Annotated in this window: 10 protein-coding genes; 7 read left to right on the top strand and 3 right to left on the bottom strand. The window is 50.1% G+C overall.

What is annotated here, in order from left to right:
- The coding region (locus V7Z60_RS05510; RefSeq protein ID WP_334116850.1) for a sugar-binding domain-containing protein at positions 1 to 2,042 on the bottom strand (2,042 nt) is incomplete at its 3' end.
- Positions 2,043 to 2,176: 134 nt separating this feature from the next.
- On the opposite strand from V7Z60_RS05510, the gene V7Z60_RS05505 reads away from it, so the two are divergent.
- On the top strand, positions 2,177 to 3,160 hold the full coding sequence (locus tag V7Z60_RS05505; RefSeq protein WP_334116849.1) for an AraC family transcriptional regulator: 984 nt from the start codon (positions 2,177 to 2,179) through the stop codon (positions 3,158 to 3,160).
- On the opposite strand, the gene V7Z60_RS05500 is transcribed toward V7Z60_RS05505, so the two are convergent.
- The gene (locus tag V7Z60_RS05500) at positions 3,151 to 4,161 is read right to left on the bottom strand and encodes an AraC family transcriptional regulator (protein ID WP_334116848.1); all 1,011 of its coding nucleotides are present in this window, start codon (positions 4,159 to 4,161) and stop codon (positions 3,151 to 3,153) included. The two genes, V7Z60_RS05505 and V7Z60_RS05500, sit on opposite strands and share 10 nt — an antisense overlap.
- Positions 4,162 to 4,281: 120 nt before the next feature.
- Between V7Z60_RS05500 and V7Z60_RS05495 the strand changes: the two genes are divergently transcribed.
- From V7Z60_RS05495 to pgmB, 3 genes are all read left to right on the top strand, one after another.
- On the top strand, positions 4,282 to 5,985 hold the full coding sequence (locus tag V7Z60_RS05495; RefSeq protein ID WP_334116847.1) for a glycoside hydrolase family 3 protein: 1,704 nt from the start codon (positions 4,282 to 4,284) through the stop codon (positions 5,983 to 5,985).
- Positions 5,986 to 6,101: 116 nt separating this feature from the next.
- Positions 6,102 to 8,906 carry an alpha-L-rhamnosidase gene (locus tag V7Z60_RS05490; protein ID WP_334116846.1) on the top strand — a complete coding sequence of 935 codons (2,805 nt, stop codon included), beginning with the start codon at positions 6,102 to 6,104 and terminating at the stop codon, positions 8,904 to 8,906.
- Positions 8,903 to 9,574 (top strand): beta-phosphoglucomutase, encoded by a 672-nt coding sequence (gene pgmB, locus V7Z60_RS05485; protein ID WP_334116845.1) that lies wholly within the window; start codon positions 8,903 to 8,905, stop codon positions 9,572 to 9,574. The genes V7Z60_RS05490 and pgmB overlap by 4 nt, the downstream gene beginning before the upstream one ends.
- Positions 9,575 to 9,806: 232 nt before the next feature.
- Here the strand turns inward: pgmB and helD are convergent, their stop codons facing one another.
- Positions 9,807 to 12,107, bottom strand: coding sequence for an RNA polymerase recycling motor HelD (gene helD / locus V7Z60_RS05480; protein WP_334116844.1), 2,301 nt, complete (start codon positions 12,105 to 12,107; stop codon positions 9,807 to 9,809).
- Positions 12,108 to 12,259: 152 nt separating this feature from the next.
- Here helD and V7Z60_RS05475 point away from each other — a divergent pair, with 152 nt between their 5' ends.
- The 3 genes from V7Z60_RS05475 to V7Z60_RS05465 all read left to right on the top strand — a co-directional run bounded on the left by V7Z60_RS05475 (position 12,260) and on the right by V7Z60_RS05465 (position 15,420).
- Complete coding sequence (locus V7Z60_RS05475; RefSeq protein ID WP_334116843.1) at positions 12,260 to 14,119, top strand: monovalent cation:proton antiporter family protein; 1,860 nt, start codon at positions 12,260 to 12,262, stop codon at positions 14,117 to 14,119.
- Between the two features lie 45 nt (positions 14,120 to 14,164).
- Positions 14,165 to 14,827 (top strand): histidine phosphatase family protein, encoded by a 663-nt coding sequence (locus V7Z60_RS05470; RefSeq protein WP_334116842.1) that lies wholly within the window; start codon positions 14,165 to 14,167, stop codon positions 14,825 to 14,827.
- 80 nt (positions 14,828 to 14,907) lie between these two features.
- On the top strand, positions 14,908 to 15,420 hold the full coding sequence (locus V7Z60_RS05465; RefSeq protein WP_334116841.1) for a nucleoside 2-deoxyribosyltransferase: 513 nt from the start codon (positions 14,908 to 14,910) through the stop codon (positions 15,418 to 15,420).
- The last annotated feature ends 414 nt before the right edge of the window (positions 15,421 to 15,834 follow it).

Below are 15,834 nucleotides of genomic sequence, written 5' to 3'. Positions count from 1 at the left end.
GGAGCATATTCAACGTTCCATTCAGCGCTGCAGTCAACAAGTTCCTTTTTCCCGCAGCTTCTTCCATTGACGAAGAGCTCCGCACTCTTCTGGTTCGAAAATGCCCTGACACGGGTTCTTCCCTTTTCATCGATTTCAAGTCCCTCGCGATTCCAGTGAGGCATGACATGAACGAATGGCTCTTCAACCCAATGCGCCTTGTAGTAGTAATAGTAATCCTTTGGAATCCCGCACAGGTCGGCAATCCCGAACTGTGAACTGATTCCGGGCCATCCGAACGGAGACGGCTCACCGAAGTAGTCAAAGGCAGTCCAGAGAAAGACTCCGCCCATGTACTGATGGCCTTCAAGATATGCCATCACCTTTTCCGGCCTGGCCGTTCCGCCGACTCCCGGATCTGACGGTTTTCTCTTCCCGGGAAGAACCATCGAATACATCGAGCCGAAATTGTTGCAGTAACACTTATCTCCGTCATCTTCATAGATTCCCCTGGTTGAAAAGTACGATGCATTCTCCGTGCTCATCATCGGAAGATCCGGATGATTCTTCCTGATGAGTTCCGCACCGTCACCCATGACGCCTGCTTCAGGATAGTTTATCCCAAGGACGTCAAAGCTCTTCAGATAATCCTCGTCAACAAAGCCTTCGGGGCTGAGCAGTTCGGCTGAAACAATCAGATGTTCCCTGTCAAGTTCCTTGACAATTTCCGCAAACTTCAAGACGCTTCGCCTGCCAAATGCAGTGTTTCCAGTCAGTTCTTCATTCCCAAGCGACCAGAAGGCAACGGATGCATTCATCCTGCATCTTTTCAGCATCCTTCTGAAATCGTCGAGACGCCATGGCGAGGCCTCGGGCAGCCTGTTTTCGTTAATCAGAATGATTCCCAGACGGTCACAGGCATCAAGAAGCTCTCCTGATGCAAAATGATGCGCACTCCGCCATGCATTGACTCCCATGTCCTTCATCGTCCTTACCTTGAAGTCGACAATGTCCTGGTTCAATGCAATGCCCACTCCGGCAAAGTCCTGGTGCTCGCACACGCCATGCAGGACGTAGCGTCTTCCGTTCAAAATAAAACCATCCCTGTCATATCCGAAGGTTCTTACACCAAAGCTCTTCACTATCTTATCTTCTTCCATTGACAGGACAGCCTGATACAGATGAGGATGCTCCGGGCTCCAGAGACTTGCATCCGAAAGCTCGAGTTCCCCCTCGAATCTTTCAACTGAGTGCTTCTTCAGAAAAACGCTGAAATCTCTCCTGATTCCGGCCACATCAAGACAGACTGAAACGGAAACGTCTCTTCCGGTGTCATTTTTCACGCTGAACTCATATCCAAGAAGCGCACCATTGTCATGAAGTTCCTTTGTGTAGACGTACAGGTCGTCTTCTTCAAAATGGACTAAGGGAACTGCATCAAGGAAGACATTCCTGTAGATGCCGGCTCCCTCATACCACCATCCTTCAGATCCATGCGTCGTGTCAGTTCTTACAAGAAGCGTGTTCTGACCTTCGTCATCAAAGTACACCATCCCCGACACGTCGAATTCAAAGCCCGTGTATCCGCTGTTTTCATGTCCGAGGTATGCGCCGTTGAACCAGACATCGGCCATTTGCATGGCACCTTCAAAATGAAGAATGAGCTTTCTTCCCTCAAGCTTTCTGTCAATTCCAAACCTCTTCCGGTAATACGCCACTCCGTTTGGCTTTGAACCTGACATGAGCGTCTCCGCGTCATTTTCATATGGAAGATCCACCTTCCAGTCATGCGGGAGATCGATTTTCCTCCATGTGTCGTCGATTGTGCTGTCGAGGTCAGTCCCGCACAGATTACGGAGTCCTCTTTCCTCATCCCCCTGTGCAATCAGCCTGAGAAAATGGCTGCCGCCGGGGCTTACCGGAAGCCTCTTCTGTCCTTCTTCCGGCAGGCTTGCGGTCAACCCTCCCAGCGAATACGCCTTCTTGGCGATTTCATGGGGTCCTGGCTGAAGTTCTCCATAATGGAACTGCCAGTCCTTGTTCAGATTAATCCTTGTTCTCATAGTTATCTCCTTGCTTCATTTCATTTATCGATTACTCCTTTATGTTAATCAAAGCGTTTTCATGCTACAATGCAAATAAACGACCATTCGATTTCAAACACTGTGAAAAATCGACTTGACTGGAGGAAAACCACATGGACAAATATGCTGAAAAACTGCTCAAGGCTCTTGAAAATCCGGTACAGACAGGAGAATATCCCGACTTGAAGAACAACGCCGACCTGGCCATGTTCATCAAGCGGTCCGTTGACAACGGCATTCTCTACACCAATGTCCAAAACAGCAGAATAGTCTACTTCACTGCTGAAAACTACAGTCAGATGCACCAGAACACCGCCTATGAGCTGATGTATGTTCTCGACGGAACAGTCATCAAGCAGATTGAGGACAAAAAATATACCCTCCACACAGGTGAAGGGTATATCTTGAACCGCCGGATTACGCACAGCGATGATGTCCAGGACGGGGTTCTTCTGGTGCTTGACTTTTCCGAGGAATTCTTCAGGGAAGTCACAAGAGGCATTGACGTCGACGAGGACACCCACCCTGTATTTTCATTCATTGAAAACTGCGGCCAGGACTCTTCCGGATGGAAGAAAAGCTACCTCGAATTCAATCCGACCGTTCCGATTCCAAACACCCAGTTCCGGACGGTCCTTGATTCACTGCAGCAGGAACTGGCAACAAGCAAGATCGGTGCCTCGTTTCTTCAGAAGGGGCTTTTCCTCAGGCTTGTCGAACTGCTTGAAAACAGGAAGATGTTCAACGTCAACGCCATTGACATCCACTCCGGAAAGGAGGACTTCCTGGTCGAACGCCTGACCTCATACATCGTCAGAAACTACGGCAACGTCACGAGAAAAGACATCGAAAGGGACCTGCACTACAATGACGAGTACCTGAACCGTCTGCTGAAGAAGGCATGTGGCATGACCATCAGCCGGTATGCCACAGAAATCAGGCTTGACCGCGCAAGGCAGCTTCTGTCGACAACTTCCCTCACCATCAGCGAAATCACCGACCTGCTTGACTTTTCATCCGAAAACTACTTCTATCACTTCTTCAGGAAGGCGGAGGGAATCTCCCCCAGCAGATACCGGGCAGAGCATCACGACTGAGAATCGTGCATCTTCCTGCGGTACTCATTCGGCAGACACTTCATGTTCTTCTTGAACACCTTGTAGAAATATGACGGATTCTCATATCCGACCTTTGCCGCAATCTGATCGACGGGAACGGAGGTGTCGGCAAGATAGCCGGCCGCAACGTTGATTCTCTGCAGATGGACCAGCTGAATGAAGGTCAGTCCCGTTCTCTTCTTCAGATAAGACGACAGGTAGTTGGGATTGAAGCCGAACCTTTCTGCCATTTCGTTCAGCGTGATGTCCGCATAGTGCTTCTCGATGTAAAGGAGCAGTCCCAGGATGTTTCTTCCATCATCATCTTCCCTTCCTTCAAAGGAGTCGGCTTCCCTGTACGCATGCCTGATCAGCCTTGCAAAGATGCCGAGAAGGTCAAAGTGGATGATCTGATTCGACTGGACGTCTCCGTTGTAGTATTCCTCAATCACGTCATAGATCAGACTGACGATCTTTCTTTCATGTCCCGTCTTGAACACGCAGTACTTGGCGCCGAAGTCACGGTCGCCGCTCAGAAGCGAGAACAGCAGATTGGAGACGGACTGGTTCATGCCGGCATCAAGCATGAAGTTCAGGTCATTCATCGGAAATGCAGTGTTTCTCAGGGCAATGTTGACAACAATCATGCCGGCATCCAGTTCTTTTACCCTGTGCGTTTCCCCCTTGCCCACAACTATGATGTCCTCCTGATCGAGATCGATTTTTCTTCCGTTTGCATAAACCGTGCAGCTGCCGAGCAGCGGAATCATCATCTCTGCATAATCATGCCGATGATACGGGATGTACGAACTGCAGGGCTGAACCGTGACTGAGATTGAACGGGCATTGACCTCAAGGCTGTCAGTCAGCAGAGAATAGAACTTGTAGACCGGTTCTCCGTCCATATAGTCCAGTATCTCCGCCTTGAACCGGTCATTCAGTTCCTCCCAGTTTCTCGGCCGGCTCTTTCTTCTCAACATTTCAAGTATTTCAGGATTCATTATGATACCTCCATCAGATGTGTGAAATGAACACAGACAATGTCTGATTTAAATATAGCACACAAAATCCTCCCACACTATAATGAAAACGTACACAAAAAAGACACGGAGGACGTTTTCATGGTAGATTTGAAGCAAAAACCATATTTTCTCAATGATGAGCAAATCAAATACGTTAAAGATAAAATCAAGGAAATGAGCATTGAAGACAAGATCGGCCAGCTGTTCTTTGTCGTGGGTCAGGACAGTGATACGGTCAACCTTTCAGAATTCACGAAGAAGTACCGCCCGGGCGGCATCATGTACAGACCCGACAAGGCGGAGAAAATCAAGGCCGAAGTAAACGAGATTCAGGAATCAAGCGACATTCCGCTCTTTGTCGCCGCCAACCTTGAATCGGGTGGAAACGGAATCGCAAGTGAAGGCACCTGGGTTGGAACACCGATGGAAATGGCCGCAACAGGAGATTCTCAGTCGGCATATCAGCTTGGGAAAATCTCCGGTTACGAAGCAGCGCAGGTCGGCGCAAACATGTCCTTTGCCCCGATTGTCGACATTGACATGAACTTCAGGAACCCGATCATGAATGTGAGGACATTCGGAAGCGACAGGAACAGGGTCATCGAGATGTCTTCAGCACAGGCCAAAGGTCTTGAGGAATGCGGCATAATTCCCGTCGTCAAGCATTTCCCGGGAGACGGCGTCGACGAACGTGACCAGCACCTGCTGTCATCCGTCAACTCACTTCAGGCGGACGAATGGATGGAATCATACGGCCGGATTTACCGCAGCCTGATTGATGGCGGCATCCCGGCAGTGATGATTGCCCATATTCTCCAGCCGGCCTGGGAAAGAAGACTTGATCCGGGAATTTCAGACGACAAACTGCGCCCGGCATCATCATCGAAGCTGCTCATTGACGGTCTGCTGCGCGACACTCTGCATTTCAACGGACTGACCATCACCGATGCAACGCCGATGATCGGATACAATGCCGCCCTTCCAAGGGAAGAACTGCTCCCGGCCACAATCAACGCCGGAATCGACATGATTTTATTCAACAAGAACATCGACGAGGACTACAGCTTTATCAGAAAGGCAATTGAAGACGGAACCCTGTCAATGGAACGCGTCAACGAAGCGGTGACACGCATTCTTGCAACAAAGCTTGCGCAAAAGGTCATGGATGCCGAAGGAAACCTCCTGAAAAAGGCACCGGAAACAATCGATTTTAAAAGAGAAGAACACGAAGCATGCGCTGATGAAATTGCCAAAAAGGCGGTCACTTTGGTCAAGGACCGGGACAAGCTTCTGCCGGTCACGCCGGAAAAATATCCGCGCATCAGGCTCTATGTTCTCGGAGACAGTGACGACGGCGGCTTCAAGGAAGGCGGTCATGTGACGCAGGAATTCAAGAAGCGTCTTGAAGCAGAAGGGTTTGATGTTTCCCTGTTTGACCGGGGAAACCTTGACTTCCACGAAGTCTTTGAAGAAGGGGTCTGCGACATGAAGGAAAAATTTGACCTCGCCCTTTACGTGGCAAACGTCGAGACTGCCTCAAATCAGACCACGACAAGGCTTGACTGGATTCATCTCATGGCGGCGGATGCACCGTGGTTCATGAAGTCCATCCCGACAGTCTTCATCTCAACGGCAAATCCCTACCATCTCTTTGACATTCCAAACGTCTCGACATACATCAACGCCTACACGGGAAACCGTGCCACAATTGATGCAGTCATGCGCAAGCTGACAGGAAGGGAACCGTTTGAAGGAGCAAGCCCGGTCGATCCGTTCTGCGGTCACTTCGAAACAAGGCTTTAAACATTGAAAGTTGATTTTCCCCATTGTCATGTACGGGAAAAATCGACTTTTCATCTGTTGAAATGCACGCTGAAAAACTACAATGACGATAGAACATGAATTACGGAGGAATGACGATGAAGATATCAGAAATTTACGTTAACCACATGCACCATCCGGTCGGATTCGAACTGAAGGACCTTAGAATCGAGTTCAGCATTGAATCGGAATCGTTCAGAAAGATTCAAAAATGCCTGATCATCTCCGCAAACGGCAGTGAGGTGCTGAACACGGGATTTTCAGAATACGAAGACAATTTCTTCACTCCCGAGCTGGAACTGAATCCAAGAACACGCTATGACGTTGAAGTAAGGGTAAAGGATGAAGAGGAAGAAACGTCTGCAAGGACATTCTTTGAAACCGGCAAGATGGATGAACCGTTTCTGGCAAGCTGGATTGGAAATGAAGACAAGGACATTCAGAACACGGTCTTTGAAAAGAACTTCGAACTTGACGGCAACGTCAGGGAAGCCCGCCTCTATGCCACGGGACTCGGGCTTTATGAAGCATGCCTTGACGGAGAAAAGGTCGGAGACGAATATCTTGCACCGGGATGCACCAACTACAGGAAATGGGTTCAGGTTCAGACCTATGACGTAACGGAAATGCTGACTTCAGGTTCGAAGCACAGTCTGACATTTTCACTTGGTGACGGCTGGTACAAGGGAAACATGGGCTTTGACGGAGGAAAGAGCGAAATCTACGGCAACAGACAGGCCATGATTGCAGAGCTTCACATCAAGTTCGAAGACGGAACGGAAACGGTCATCTGCTCTGACGATTCCTGGAAGACAACTTCAGGAAAGATCACCAGATCATCCATCTACTACGGTGAAGACCTTGATGCAACGATTGAGCTCAAGAACTGGAAAAAAGCAGAAATACTCGATCTGCCACGGGACGTTCTCTGTGACAGGCTCAGCATGCCGATCAGAATCGACGAAAGACTGGACGTTGTCAAGGTCATCTCCACCCCTGCCGGTGAAACAGTGCTTGACTTCGGTCAGAACCAGGCCGGATGGCTTGAATTCTACAACCGTGAGCCAAAGGGGACGGTCATTAAGTTTGAAATGGGTGAAATCCTTCAGAACGGCAACTTCTACCGTGAAAATCTCCGTGATGCCAGGGCGGCATTCCAGTATACATCAGACGGAAATGAAGGCTGGGTTCGTCCTCACTTCACATATTACGGCTACCGCTATGTCCGCGTGACCGGCAACACGCTTGACATCAATCCGGATGACTTCAAGGCTGCAGTCATGTTCTCGTCAATGGACAAGACAGGATCCCTTGAAACGGACAACAAGAAGGTGAACAGACTGTTCCAGAACGTCCAGTGGGGACAGAAGTCAAACTTCTTCGACGTCCCGACCGACTGCCCGCAGCGTGACGAACGGCTTGGATGGACCGGAGACGCTGACGTCTTCTCGAACACCGCCGCTCTCAACATGAACGTCTTCGAATTCTTCAAGAAGTATGCCCGTGACATGGCTGTGGAACAGCAAGGCCACGGCGGCATGCTGACGATGTATGCTCCCTCCATGGGCGTTGACGACGGTGGTGCAGCCGTCTGGGGTGATGCCGCAACGATTGTTCCATGGAACATGTACCAGGCCTATGGTGATCCGGCAATTCTGCGCCAGAACTATGAGGCAATGAAGTCATGGGTCGACTGGATCACACAAAATACCAGAACTGAAAATCTCTGGACCGGATGCTTCCAGTTCGGCGACTGGATAGCCCTTGACGGTGAAAACCCGGCGCTTCCGACCGGCAAGACGGATGAGGACTTCATTGCGTCGGTATACTACTGCTACTCGGCAGGAATCGTCTCAAAGGCTGCCACAATTCTCGGCCATGATGAAGACGCTGCATTTTACGCTGAAAAATCCGCTGCCATAAGAAAGGCCATTCAAAACGAGTACATCACGGCAAACGGACGCCTTGCCATCGACACTCAGACAGGATATGCCCTTGCCCTTTACTTCAACCTCGTTCCGGAAAGCCAGCAGCAGCGTGTTCTGAACGACCTGACGGCACGTCTCGGAAAAGACGACGACCACTTGAAGACAGGATTCGTCGGAACACCGTTCATCTGCCAGGTTCTGTCACGTTTCGGCAATCACAGTCTTGCTGCAAAAATCTTCATGAACGAGGACTTCCCGTCATGGCTTTATGCCGTCAACATGGGAGCGACAACCGTCTGGGAACGCTGGAATTCAGTTCTCGAGGACGGCTCAATGAATCCGGACGGAATGAACTCTCTGAACCACTACTCAATCGGTGCAATCATGGAATGGGGATACCGTTACCTGCTCGGCATCAGGGACCACACTCCGGGGTACCAGAAGGTGATCTTCTCACCAAACTTCGACTACCATCTGAAGAAGGTTTCCGGACACTATGACTCAAGCTACGGCAGACTGAACGCATCATACGAGATTGAAACGGATGACATGCACACAATCAAAATGACCATTGACGTTCCGTTCGGTCAGACAGTCACCGTCACCCTTCCGCGTGCGGAGAAGAACCCGGTATCAGTCAACGGTCTTGAAAAATCAGGAAGCTTCGATCTGACATGCGGACACTACGAAATATCCTACATTCCGGACCAGGATTTCGTTGAGCGCTACACGCCGAAGACACCTGTCTCGGACATCATGAAGGACAGTCTGCTGGTTGAGTCAATTTCAAGGGAATCGGATGTCCTGAACTTCTTCAAGAATCCGGAAAACCTTGCAAATCTCGGCAAGATGTCCTTGAACAAGCTCAATGAAATCCTTCCGTTCATCAACATCGAGCCGGACACCCTTGAAAGAATCAACGGCATTCTTTCCTCAACCCCTCTTCTCAGCGAGAGGGAAAAGGGGCTGAAATGATGAAGGGAGCACTCTTTGACCTGGACGGTGTAATCGCCGATACCGCATCACTTCATTTCAAGTCCTGGAGGAAGCTGGCAGAAAAGAACTTCGGGCGCAGTCTGCCGGATGATCTGGAACAAAGGACCAAGGGCGTAAGCCGCAGCGATTCTCTTGCCGCCATCCTCGAATACCTTGAGATCAAGGTTTCGGAAACGGAATTCAACCGTCTTGCAGAAGAAAAGAATCTGATTTACCGTGACTTCCTTAAAGATCTGAGTCCTGATGACATCCTGCCGGGGATGCGGGACTTCATTGAGGAACTCAAGAATCGAGGCATCATGATGGCACTGGCATCAGCCAGCCAGAACGGTCCGTTCATTCTTGAAAGGACAGGACTTTCAGACTGCTTCAATGCCGTTGTCGATCCTTCAAAAATCAAGGCAGGAAAGCCTGCGCCTGACATTTACCTTGCAGCAGCTGCTGCCCTCGGACTTTCCCCACGGGAGTGCGTCGGCTTTGAAGACGCCGTTTCCGGCATCCAGTCCCTCAAGGCCGCCGGCATTGTTTCCGTCGGTATCGGAAACGAAAATGAAGTCGGACAGGCGGACTTGAGATTTGCGTCAACCGGAGACATCAATTATGATGACGTTGAAGAGGTTTGGTCTGAAATAATGAACAACGCATGATCACATCAGTGAAAAGAGGCTGGGGATACTTCCCCGGTCTCTTTTTTTCAGTCTGACAAAATCCACGGTTTTGATCTGCTTTTGTGGCCACCGACACTGCATTTTACGGGCAAATCCAAGAAATCGCCTTTTTGACCGTAATCGAAAACTGGCACACTGCCCGGGCACTGCATTTGGCAGTCCATATATCAGAATAAAAAAAGAGGCCGGGATTTTTTCCCAAGCCTCACCGTTATTTTCTAATCAACTCATACAAATTTTCCGGAACCCGGTCAAACAAAGGCGACATCTCCCCTTCAACGGTAATGTCGAGCCTGTGCATGGCACGGGAACAGATCGTGTACACCAGCTGACGCTCGTCTTCTTCGTGGTAGTTCTCCCTGTTGGCGTTCCACATGATGACGGCGTCAAACTCGAGGCCCTTGGCCAGGTACGAAGGGACAATAATCGTCCCGGGAACGAGGCGCTGATTTTCAGTGCGGATCAACGTTGCCCTGACACCTCTGCCGTTAAGCTGTTCCGTCAGCCATTCGCATTCCTGCAGCGATTTGCAGATGACGGCCGTCGTCATCTTCAAGGCGTCATTTTGCTTCAGACGTTCCCTGACGTCTTCAACGAGACGCTCCCTGTCAGTGTCAATCGTCATCGTCGGCAGGTCACCGTTCCGGTTGAATGCAGTGACTTTTTCACCGTCAACGAGAACTTCCTTCGTGAAGTCAGTGATCTGCTTCGTCGAGCGGTACGATTTCGTCAGCTGAACAACATTTGTCCTGTCCTTGTCAAACATCGTCGAAAGCTCGGACAGCAGGCTGTGGCTGTTTTCCTTCGTGAAGATTGCCTGGTTCAGGTCACCGAGCATCGTGAAGCGGGCGCGCGGAAATTCAGTCTTGAGATATGCAAGCTGATATGCCGTATAGTCCTGGATTTCGTCAATGAAGACGTGGCGCATCCTGACATCGCCCTTCTTGCCGGTGATGCGGTCATAAAGATAAAGGAAGCAGGAAACGTCCGCCATCGGCAGGCTGCGATTCCTGATTTGCGCAATCGTGTTTTCGACTCCTTCCTGCCATTCGTCATCCGAAACGCCGAACTTCGAAAGATCAAGCAGGGAAGGCACATGTCGCAGAAAATGAACGTACTGGGCATTGATGTTCAGGAAACGCTTCTTGACGATGGCACGCTTGATTTTCATGAATTCCTTCGTCACGTACTGCCTGCACAGGAAGAGGAGCTCCTTGTCGCCGTCGGTAAAGTTTCTCGGATGGTCGCCGTACAGGGCATTCAGTTCCTGTGGCGGAAGATCCTGAACGGCCTTCTGAACGCGGTCGGTCCTGGCTTCCCGGCCGACCCTTGAGCTCAGGCGTCTGAGCAGCTCTTCCTGCGTTGCCTCCAGACGGTTGCCGAGATGATAGTTTTCATTGAAGCTGTAGTAAATCGTCTTGATTTCCTTGCGCGAGAAGAAGATTTCGCCATTGTGCATGATATTCTTGAAGCGCATCCCGTTTCTTTCCAGATAGTTCGAATATGCAGTCGTTGCATCGAAGAACTTCAAACTGTCCTTGACAGTCCTGATCTTCCTGTTCGTACCGCGATTGTCTTCTTCAAAGCGTTCCTTGAGCGTTTCAACGTGCATCTTCGGAAGGCGGTGCTGTGTGTACTGGTAATAGGTCATCTGCACCATGTTGTGTTCGCCGAGTTCCGGCAGAACCTGATCGATATAGTCATTGAACAGCTGATTTGGTGAAAACAGGATAATCTGCCCGGAATTCAGGTTGCCGCGGTAACGATAGAGAAGATAGGCCACGCGCTGCAGCACGGCCGATGTCTTGCCGGAACCTGCCGCTCCCTGGACAAACAGCAGGTCGGATTTGGTATCGCGGATAATCCTGTTCTGTTCCTTCTGAATCGTCGTGACGATGCTCTTCATCTTGACGTCGGAAGATTCATCCAGAACTTCAAGCAGCATCTGATCGCCCACCGTTTCATCCGTGTCAAATACAGTCAGGATTCTGCCGTCATCGACCATGAACTGGCGTTTCAGGGCCACGTCAACCTCGCGCTCTCCGTCAGGCGTCGCATAAGTGGTCCTGCCAAGTCCTCCGTCGTAATAAACGCTTGAAATCGGCGCACGCCAGTCGTATACGAGAAATTCGTCCGGACCGTCTGAAAAAGTTGCCAGCCCGATGTAAATCGTTTCCTTTCTGTCTTCGCCCTGTTCGCTCAGATCGACGCGCGCAAAGTAAGGCTTCTTTTCCATCCGTTCAAGAATTTCCAGACGATGTGCCGCCTGATTCCGGCTGTTTTCCCGTTCTTCAAGCTGCATCTGCTGCTGTCTGACGGTCAGGGCCGTTTCCATCATGCCGGAATACGTCCCCGTCTTGATGCGGACGTTGTTCTTGAAATCATCCTGAATCGCTTTGGTATCTGCAGATGCCCTGGAAATTTTCTTCCTGGCGGTTTCCTCTTCGTCTTTTATCCTTTCAACGACGTAATCCATGCGCTTTTGTTCTTGTTCTTTGATGATGTCGGCCATTTGGACGCTCCCTTTTCAGAAATTTTCAGTAATCTATTTTAGCATATTTCTCACATCAAGGCGAAGTTAAAGTCTTTTCAAAACGGTCATTATTCAAGAAAAAATCGATGTAAACTGATACAATAAAGGAAGTACTCAGAAAGGATGATTCCATGGATATCTCATTAATGATTGTAGTCATTGCAGCCTTTGCAACGCCTATGATTCTGGCACATTTCAATATCAGGCTTCTGCCGACGTCCGTTGCCGAAATCATCGTCGGCATCATCATCGGCAAAAGCTGTCTCAACCTGGTGCACATTGATTCGATTCTGACTAACATGTCCACGTTCGGCGTAATCCTGCTGCTGTTTTTAAGCGGCATGGAAATCGATTTTTCGCTCTTCAAAAAAAACAACGACCCGCTTACACCGCTCGAACAGAAGCAGGCGGTCAACACACCCAAAATCACGCCGGTCCAGGTTGCAGTCCTGGCCTATGCCCTGAGCTTTGCCGCAGCTTTTGTGCTTGCATGTCTCTTCAAATTCACCGGCCTGTTCACGAACGTCCTGCTGGCAACGATTCTTTTTTCGACAATCGCACTTGGCGTCGTCATTTCCGTCTTGAAGGAAAACGAGCTGCTGTCAAGGCCGCTTGGTCAGACGATCCTCCTGATTGCGGTCTTAGGCGAAGTCGTCCCGCTGCTTTCCCTGACAATCTACAGTTCCGTCGTTGCCGGAAAAGGCAGTCAGATCTGGCTCATCGGGCTTCTGTTCATTGCCGGTGCCGTGATTTTCAGGCATTTCCGCTGGTTCTTCCCGGCCCTTTCCAAGTTCAACAAATCAACTACGCAGATTGACATGCGCCTGGCATTTGCGGTCATCATCACACTTGTTGTCCTGGCCGAACACGTTGGTGCAGAAAACATCCTTGGAGCTTTCGTTGCCGGAATCGTCATCAAGCTGCTTTCACCAAGCGAATCAACGCAGCAGAAGCTTGATGCCATCGGATACGGCTTCCTGATTCCCTTCTTCTTCATCCTGACCGGGGTCAAGCTCGACATTCCTGGTCTTTTGTCGGATCCAAAGACGCTCGTCCTGATTCCCCTGTTCTTTCTGGCATTTGTCCTGGCCAAGCTCCCCGCCTTCTTCGGATTGCGTCTGCGCTTCAAGAACCAGAATGCCCTTGCCGGCTCACTGCTTTCAGGCACGACCATCACGCTGGTGCTTGCCGTGCTCACTGTTGCCGAAGATCTTAAAGTCATCACGAGCCAGCAGTCGGGCGCATTCCTCATCGCCGGCATCCTGACCTGCCTTTTCGGTCCGCTCTGCTTCAACCGGCTCCTGTCATCCGAACCGGAGGACATGAAGAAGACGACGGTCCACATCATCGGAGCAAATCTTGTGACGGTCAACGCCGCAGAACGGCTCAGCCCGGACTGGTATGACGTTTCAATCTACACTCATAAGCAGGAAAACTACGATACTTACCGATACAAAGGCAACGTCAGCCTGCTGACGAGCATTGATTCCGAAACCCTGACTGACAGCTCTGTATTTGACACGGACATCCTGGTCCTGGGATACACCGACCCGCAGCTGAACGTCAACCTGGCCCTGAAAGCCAAGGAATACGGCGTCAGACGCGTCATCTGTGAACTGGAAAATACAGATCCGCAGAGCATGTCCGAAATGGACCGCAAACTGGCTGATGCCGGCGTCGAAACGCTCAATGTCTTCGACACGAACGTCGGTCTGATGCGCTCCATCATCGAAACACCGTCAACTCTTCAGATGATTACCGGCAATTCGCGTCTCTATGAAGTCGTCGTCAACAATGCAAGATTTGACGGCATTGAAGTCAGTCAGATTCCGTTCGTCGAAAACATCACCATCAGCCGGATCTTCAGAAACGGCAGGGCGATTTCTCCGCACGGCTCGACTCAGATCCAGCTCGGAGACCACATTCTGTTCTCATGCGACAAGGACGTCATGCCAAGGCTGCGTGCCGTCCTGAGCAAAATGAACGAGTAGCGCATTCCTGCCGATGATGATATACTTTTTTTCGGAGGATTTTCAATGAGCTATAAAATATATCTGGTAAGACATGGACAAACAATATTGAATCGTTATAATCGAATGCAGGGGTGGTGCGATTCTCCGCTCACAAAAAAGGGCATTGAGGATGCACATGAAGCAGGACAGCGCCTCAGGAAAATAAAATTTGCGTATGCATTCCACAGCGATACGACGCGCGCCATGAGGACCTGCAACTATATTCTGTCCGAAAACGACAATGAAACGCCCGTCCCGATCACGCTTGAAAATTTCCGTGAACAGGGCTACGGCTATTTCGAAGGCTCCGATTCCAACCAGGCCTGGCTGATGATCGGCGCCTCGCATAACTGCCGCACTTTCAAGGAACTGATTTCGACATACTCGATTGAGGATGCGCGCGACTTCTGCAAGGAAGCAGACCCGTTCCATCAGGCCGAAGACAACCGGGAATTCTGGGAACGCGTTGGAAAAGGCTTCGAATATCTCGACAAGATTGCAGATGACGGCTGCAACATTCTGATTGTCAGCCACGGAACGACGATCAGAAGCATCGTCCACCGCTTTGATCCCGAAGTCGACATCACCGTCAGCCCCGAAAACGGTTCGGTGACCCGTCTGACGGTTGACGGAACCCGCATTTCGGTCGATTACTACTCGCACTTTCTGGATACTGACGAATACTGAATGTCGCGTACCCGTCAAAGCAGCAGCCACGCTCTGCATTTTACATCAACGTGCTGACATGCACGCAAGGAGGAAACATCATGATTGACAAAGGTCTTGCAAAAAGTCCGACAACAAAGATCTATCTCGCCACGCCATGGTTCAATGACGTTCAGAAGAAACGCGCGGAACTGGCGCGCGAATATCTTAATCAGAATGAAACCGTCGGCGTTATCCACTTTCCGTTTGACTTCCAGTACAAGGACGCAACCTTGGACAACGATCCGGAAGGCGTCTTCGGAACGCCGGAATGGATCGCCGCCACGTTCCAGAATGACTGCACTGCCGTTGCGACAAGCGACATCGGCGTTTTCCTGTACGATCTCGACAACATTGACGACGGCTGCGCATATGAGCTCGCCTTGTTCCGAAGCCAGCAAAAGCCCTGCGTGGTCATCCCGTTCACTGAACGCGACCGGGAAGACGTCGAAATCAATCTCATGATTGCCGGTGCTGCTACGACGTGGATCAGACAGGAAGATTTTGAAAGTCTCAAAACCTTCAACTTCAATCATCCGCAGGCAAATCCAGTGCCTCCGTTCAAGGTTTTCTAAAACAGTGACCTTCCGGCAGGCCGAAAGGAAAACTGCCTTAAATTCAAAACGCGTACGATTTATAGAATCATACGCGTTTTTTATTTTGGCCAGACATCCATCAGCCTGATTTCATTTTCCTTATAAAGCGCCAGCTGATTGATGCTGTCCGGGAAATCTCTTCCTGTCAAATGCAGAGATGAAAACCACATTCTTCTTTGGAATCAGGATGAGACACTGCATTTGACAAAAAAAGCCCCGTTTCAAATCGAAACGGAGCCCGTTCGCAGACAAGGTCAGCGGAAAAACATAAATTGATTAATCAAAATGCAGCTGTCAACTACCACCGAATAAATTCGGTGGCTTGCAGCTCACAAGCTTAACGGCTTAGAAGTAGTAACGCACTAATGTGCTTCTTCACGATGTGGCTACATC

The organism is Ligilactobacillus sp., from assembly GCF_036846325.1.
GTDB lineage: Bacteria > Bacillota > Bacilli > Lactobacillales > Lactobacillaceae > Ligilactobacillus.
The sequence above is the reverse complement of the archived record's forward strand: the minus strand, read 5'-3'. Positions and strand labels throughout refer to the sequence as shown.

What these genes read in the sequence shown, in the direction of transcription:
- V7Z60_RS05500 (WP_334116848.1), bottom strand. Translation starts at nt 4,161, where the DNA reads ATGAATCCTGAAATACTTGAAATGTTGAGAAGAAAGAGCCGGCCGAGA.
- V7Z60_RS05495 (WP_334116847.1), top strand. Translation starts at nt 4,282, where the DNA reads ATGGTAGATTTGAAGCAAAAACCATATTTTCTCAATGATGAGCAAATC.
- V7Z60_RS05505 (WP_334116849.1), top strand. Translation starts at nt 2,177, where the DNA reads ATGGACAAATATGCTGAAAAACTGCTCAAGGCTCTTGAAAATCCGGTA.
- V7Z60_RS05465 (WP_334116841.1), top strand. Translation starts at nt 14,908, where the DNA reads ATGATTGACAAAGGTCTTGCAAAAAGTCCGACAACAAAGATCTATCTC.
- V7Z60_RS05490 (WP_334116846.1), top strand. Translation starts at nt 6,102, where the DNA reads ATGAAGATATCAGAAATTTACGTTAACCACATGCACCATCCGGTCGGA.
- pgmB (WP_334116845.1), top strand. Translation starts at nt 8,903, where the DNA reads ATGATGAAGGGAGCACTCTTTGACCTGGACGGTGTAATCGCCGATACC.
- V7Z60_RS05475 (WP_334116843.1), top strand. Translation starts at nt 12,260, where the DNA reads ATGGATATCTCATTAATGATTGTAGTCATTGCAGCCTTTGCAACGCCT.
- helD (WP_334116844.1), bottom strand. Translation starts at nt 12,107, where the DNA reads ATGGCCGACATCATCAAAGAACAAGAACAAAAGCGCATGGATTACGTC.
- V7Z60_RS05470 (WP_334116842.1), top strand. Translation starts at nt 14,165, where the DNA reads ATGAGCTATAAAATATATCTGGTAAGACATGGACAAACAATATTGAAT.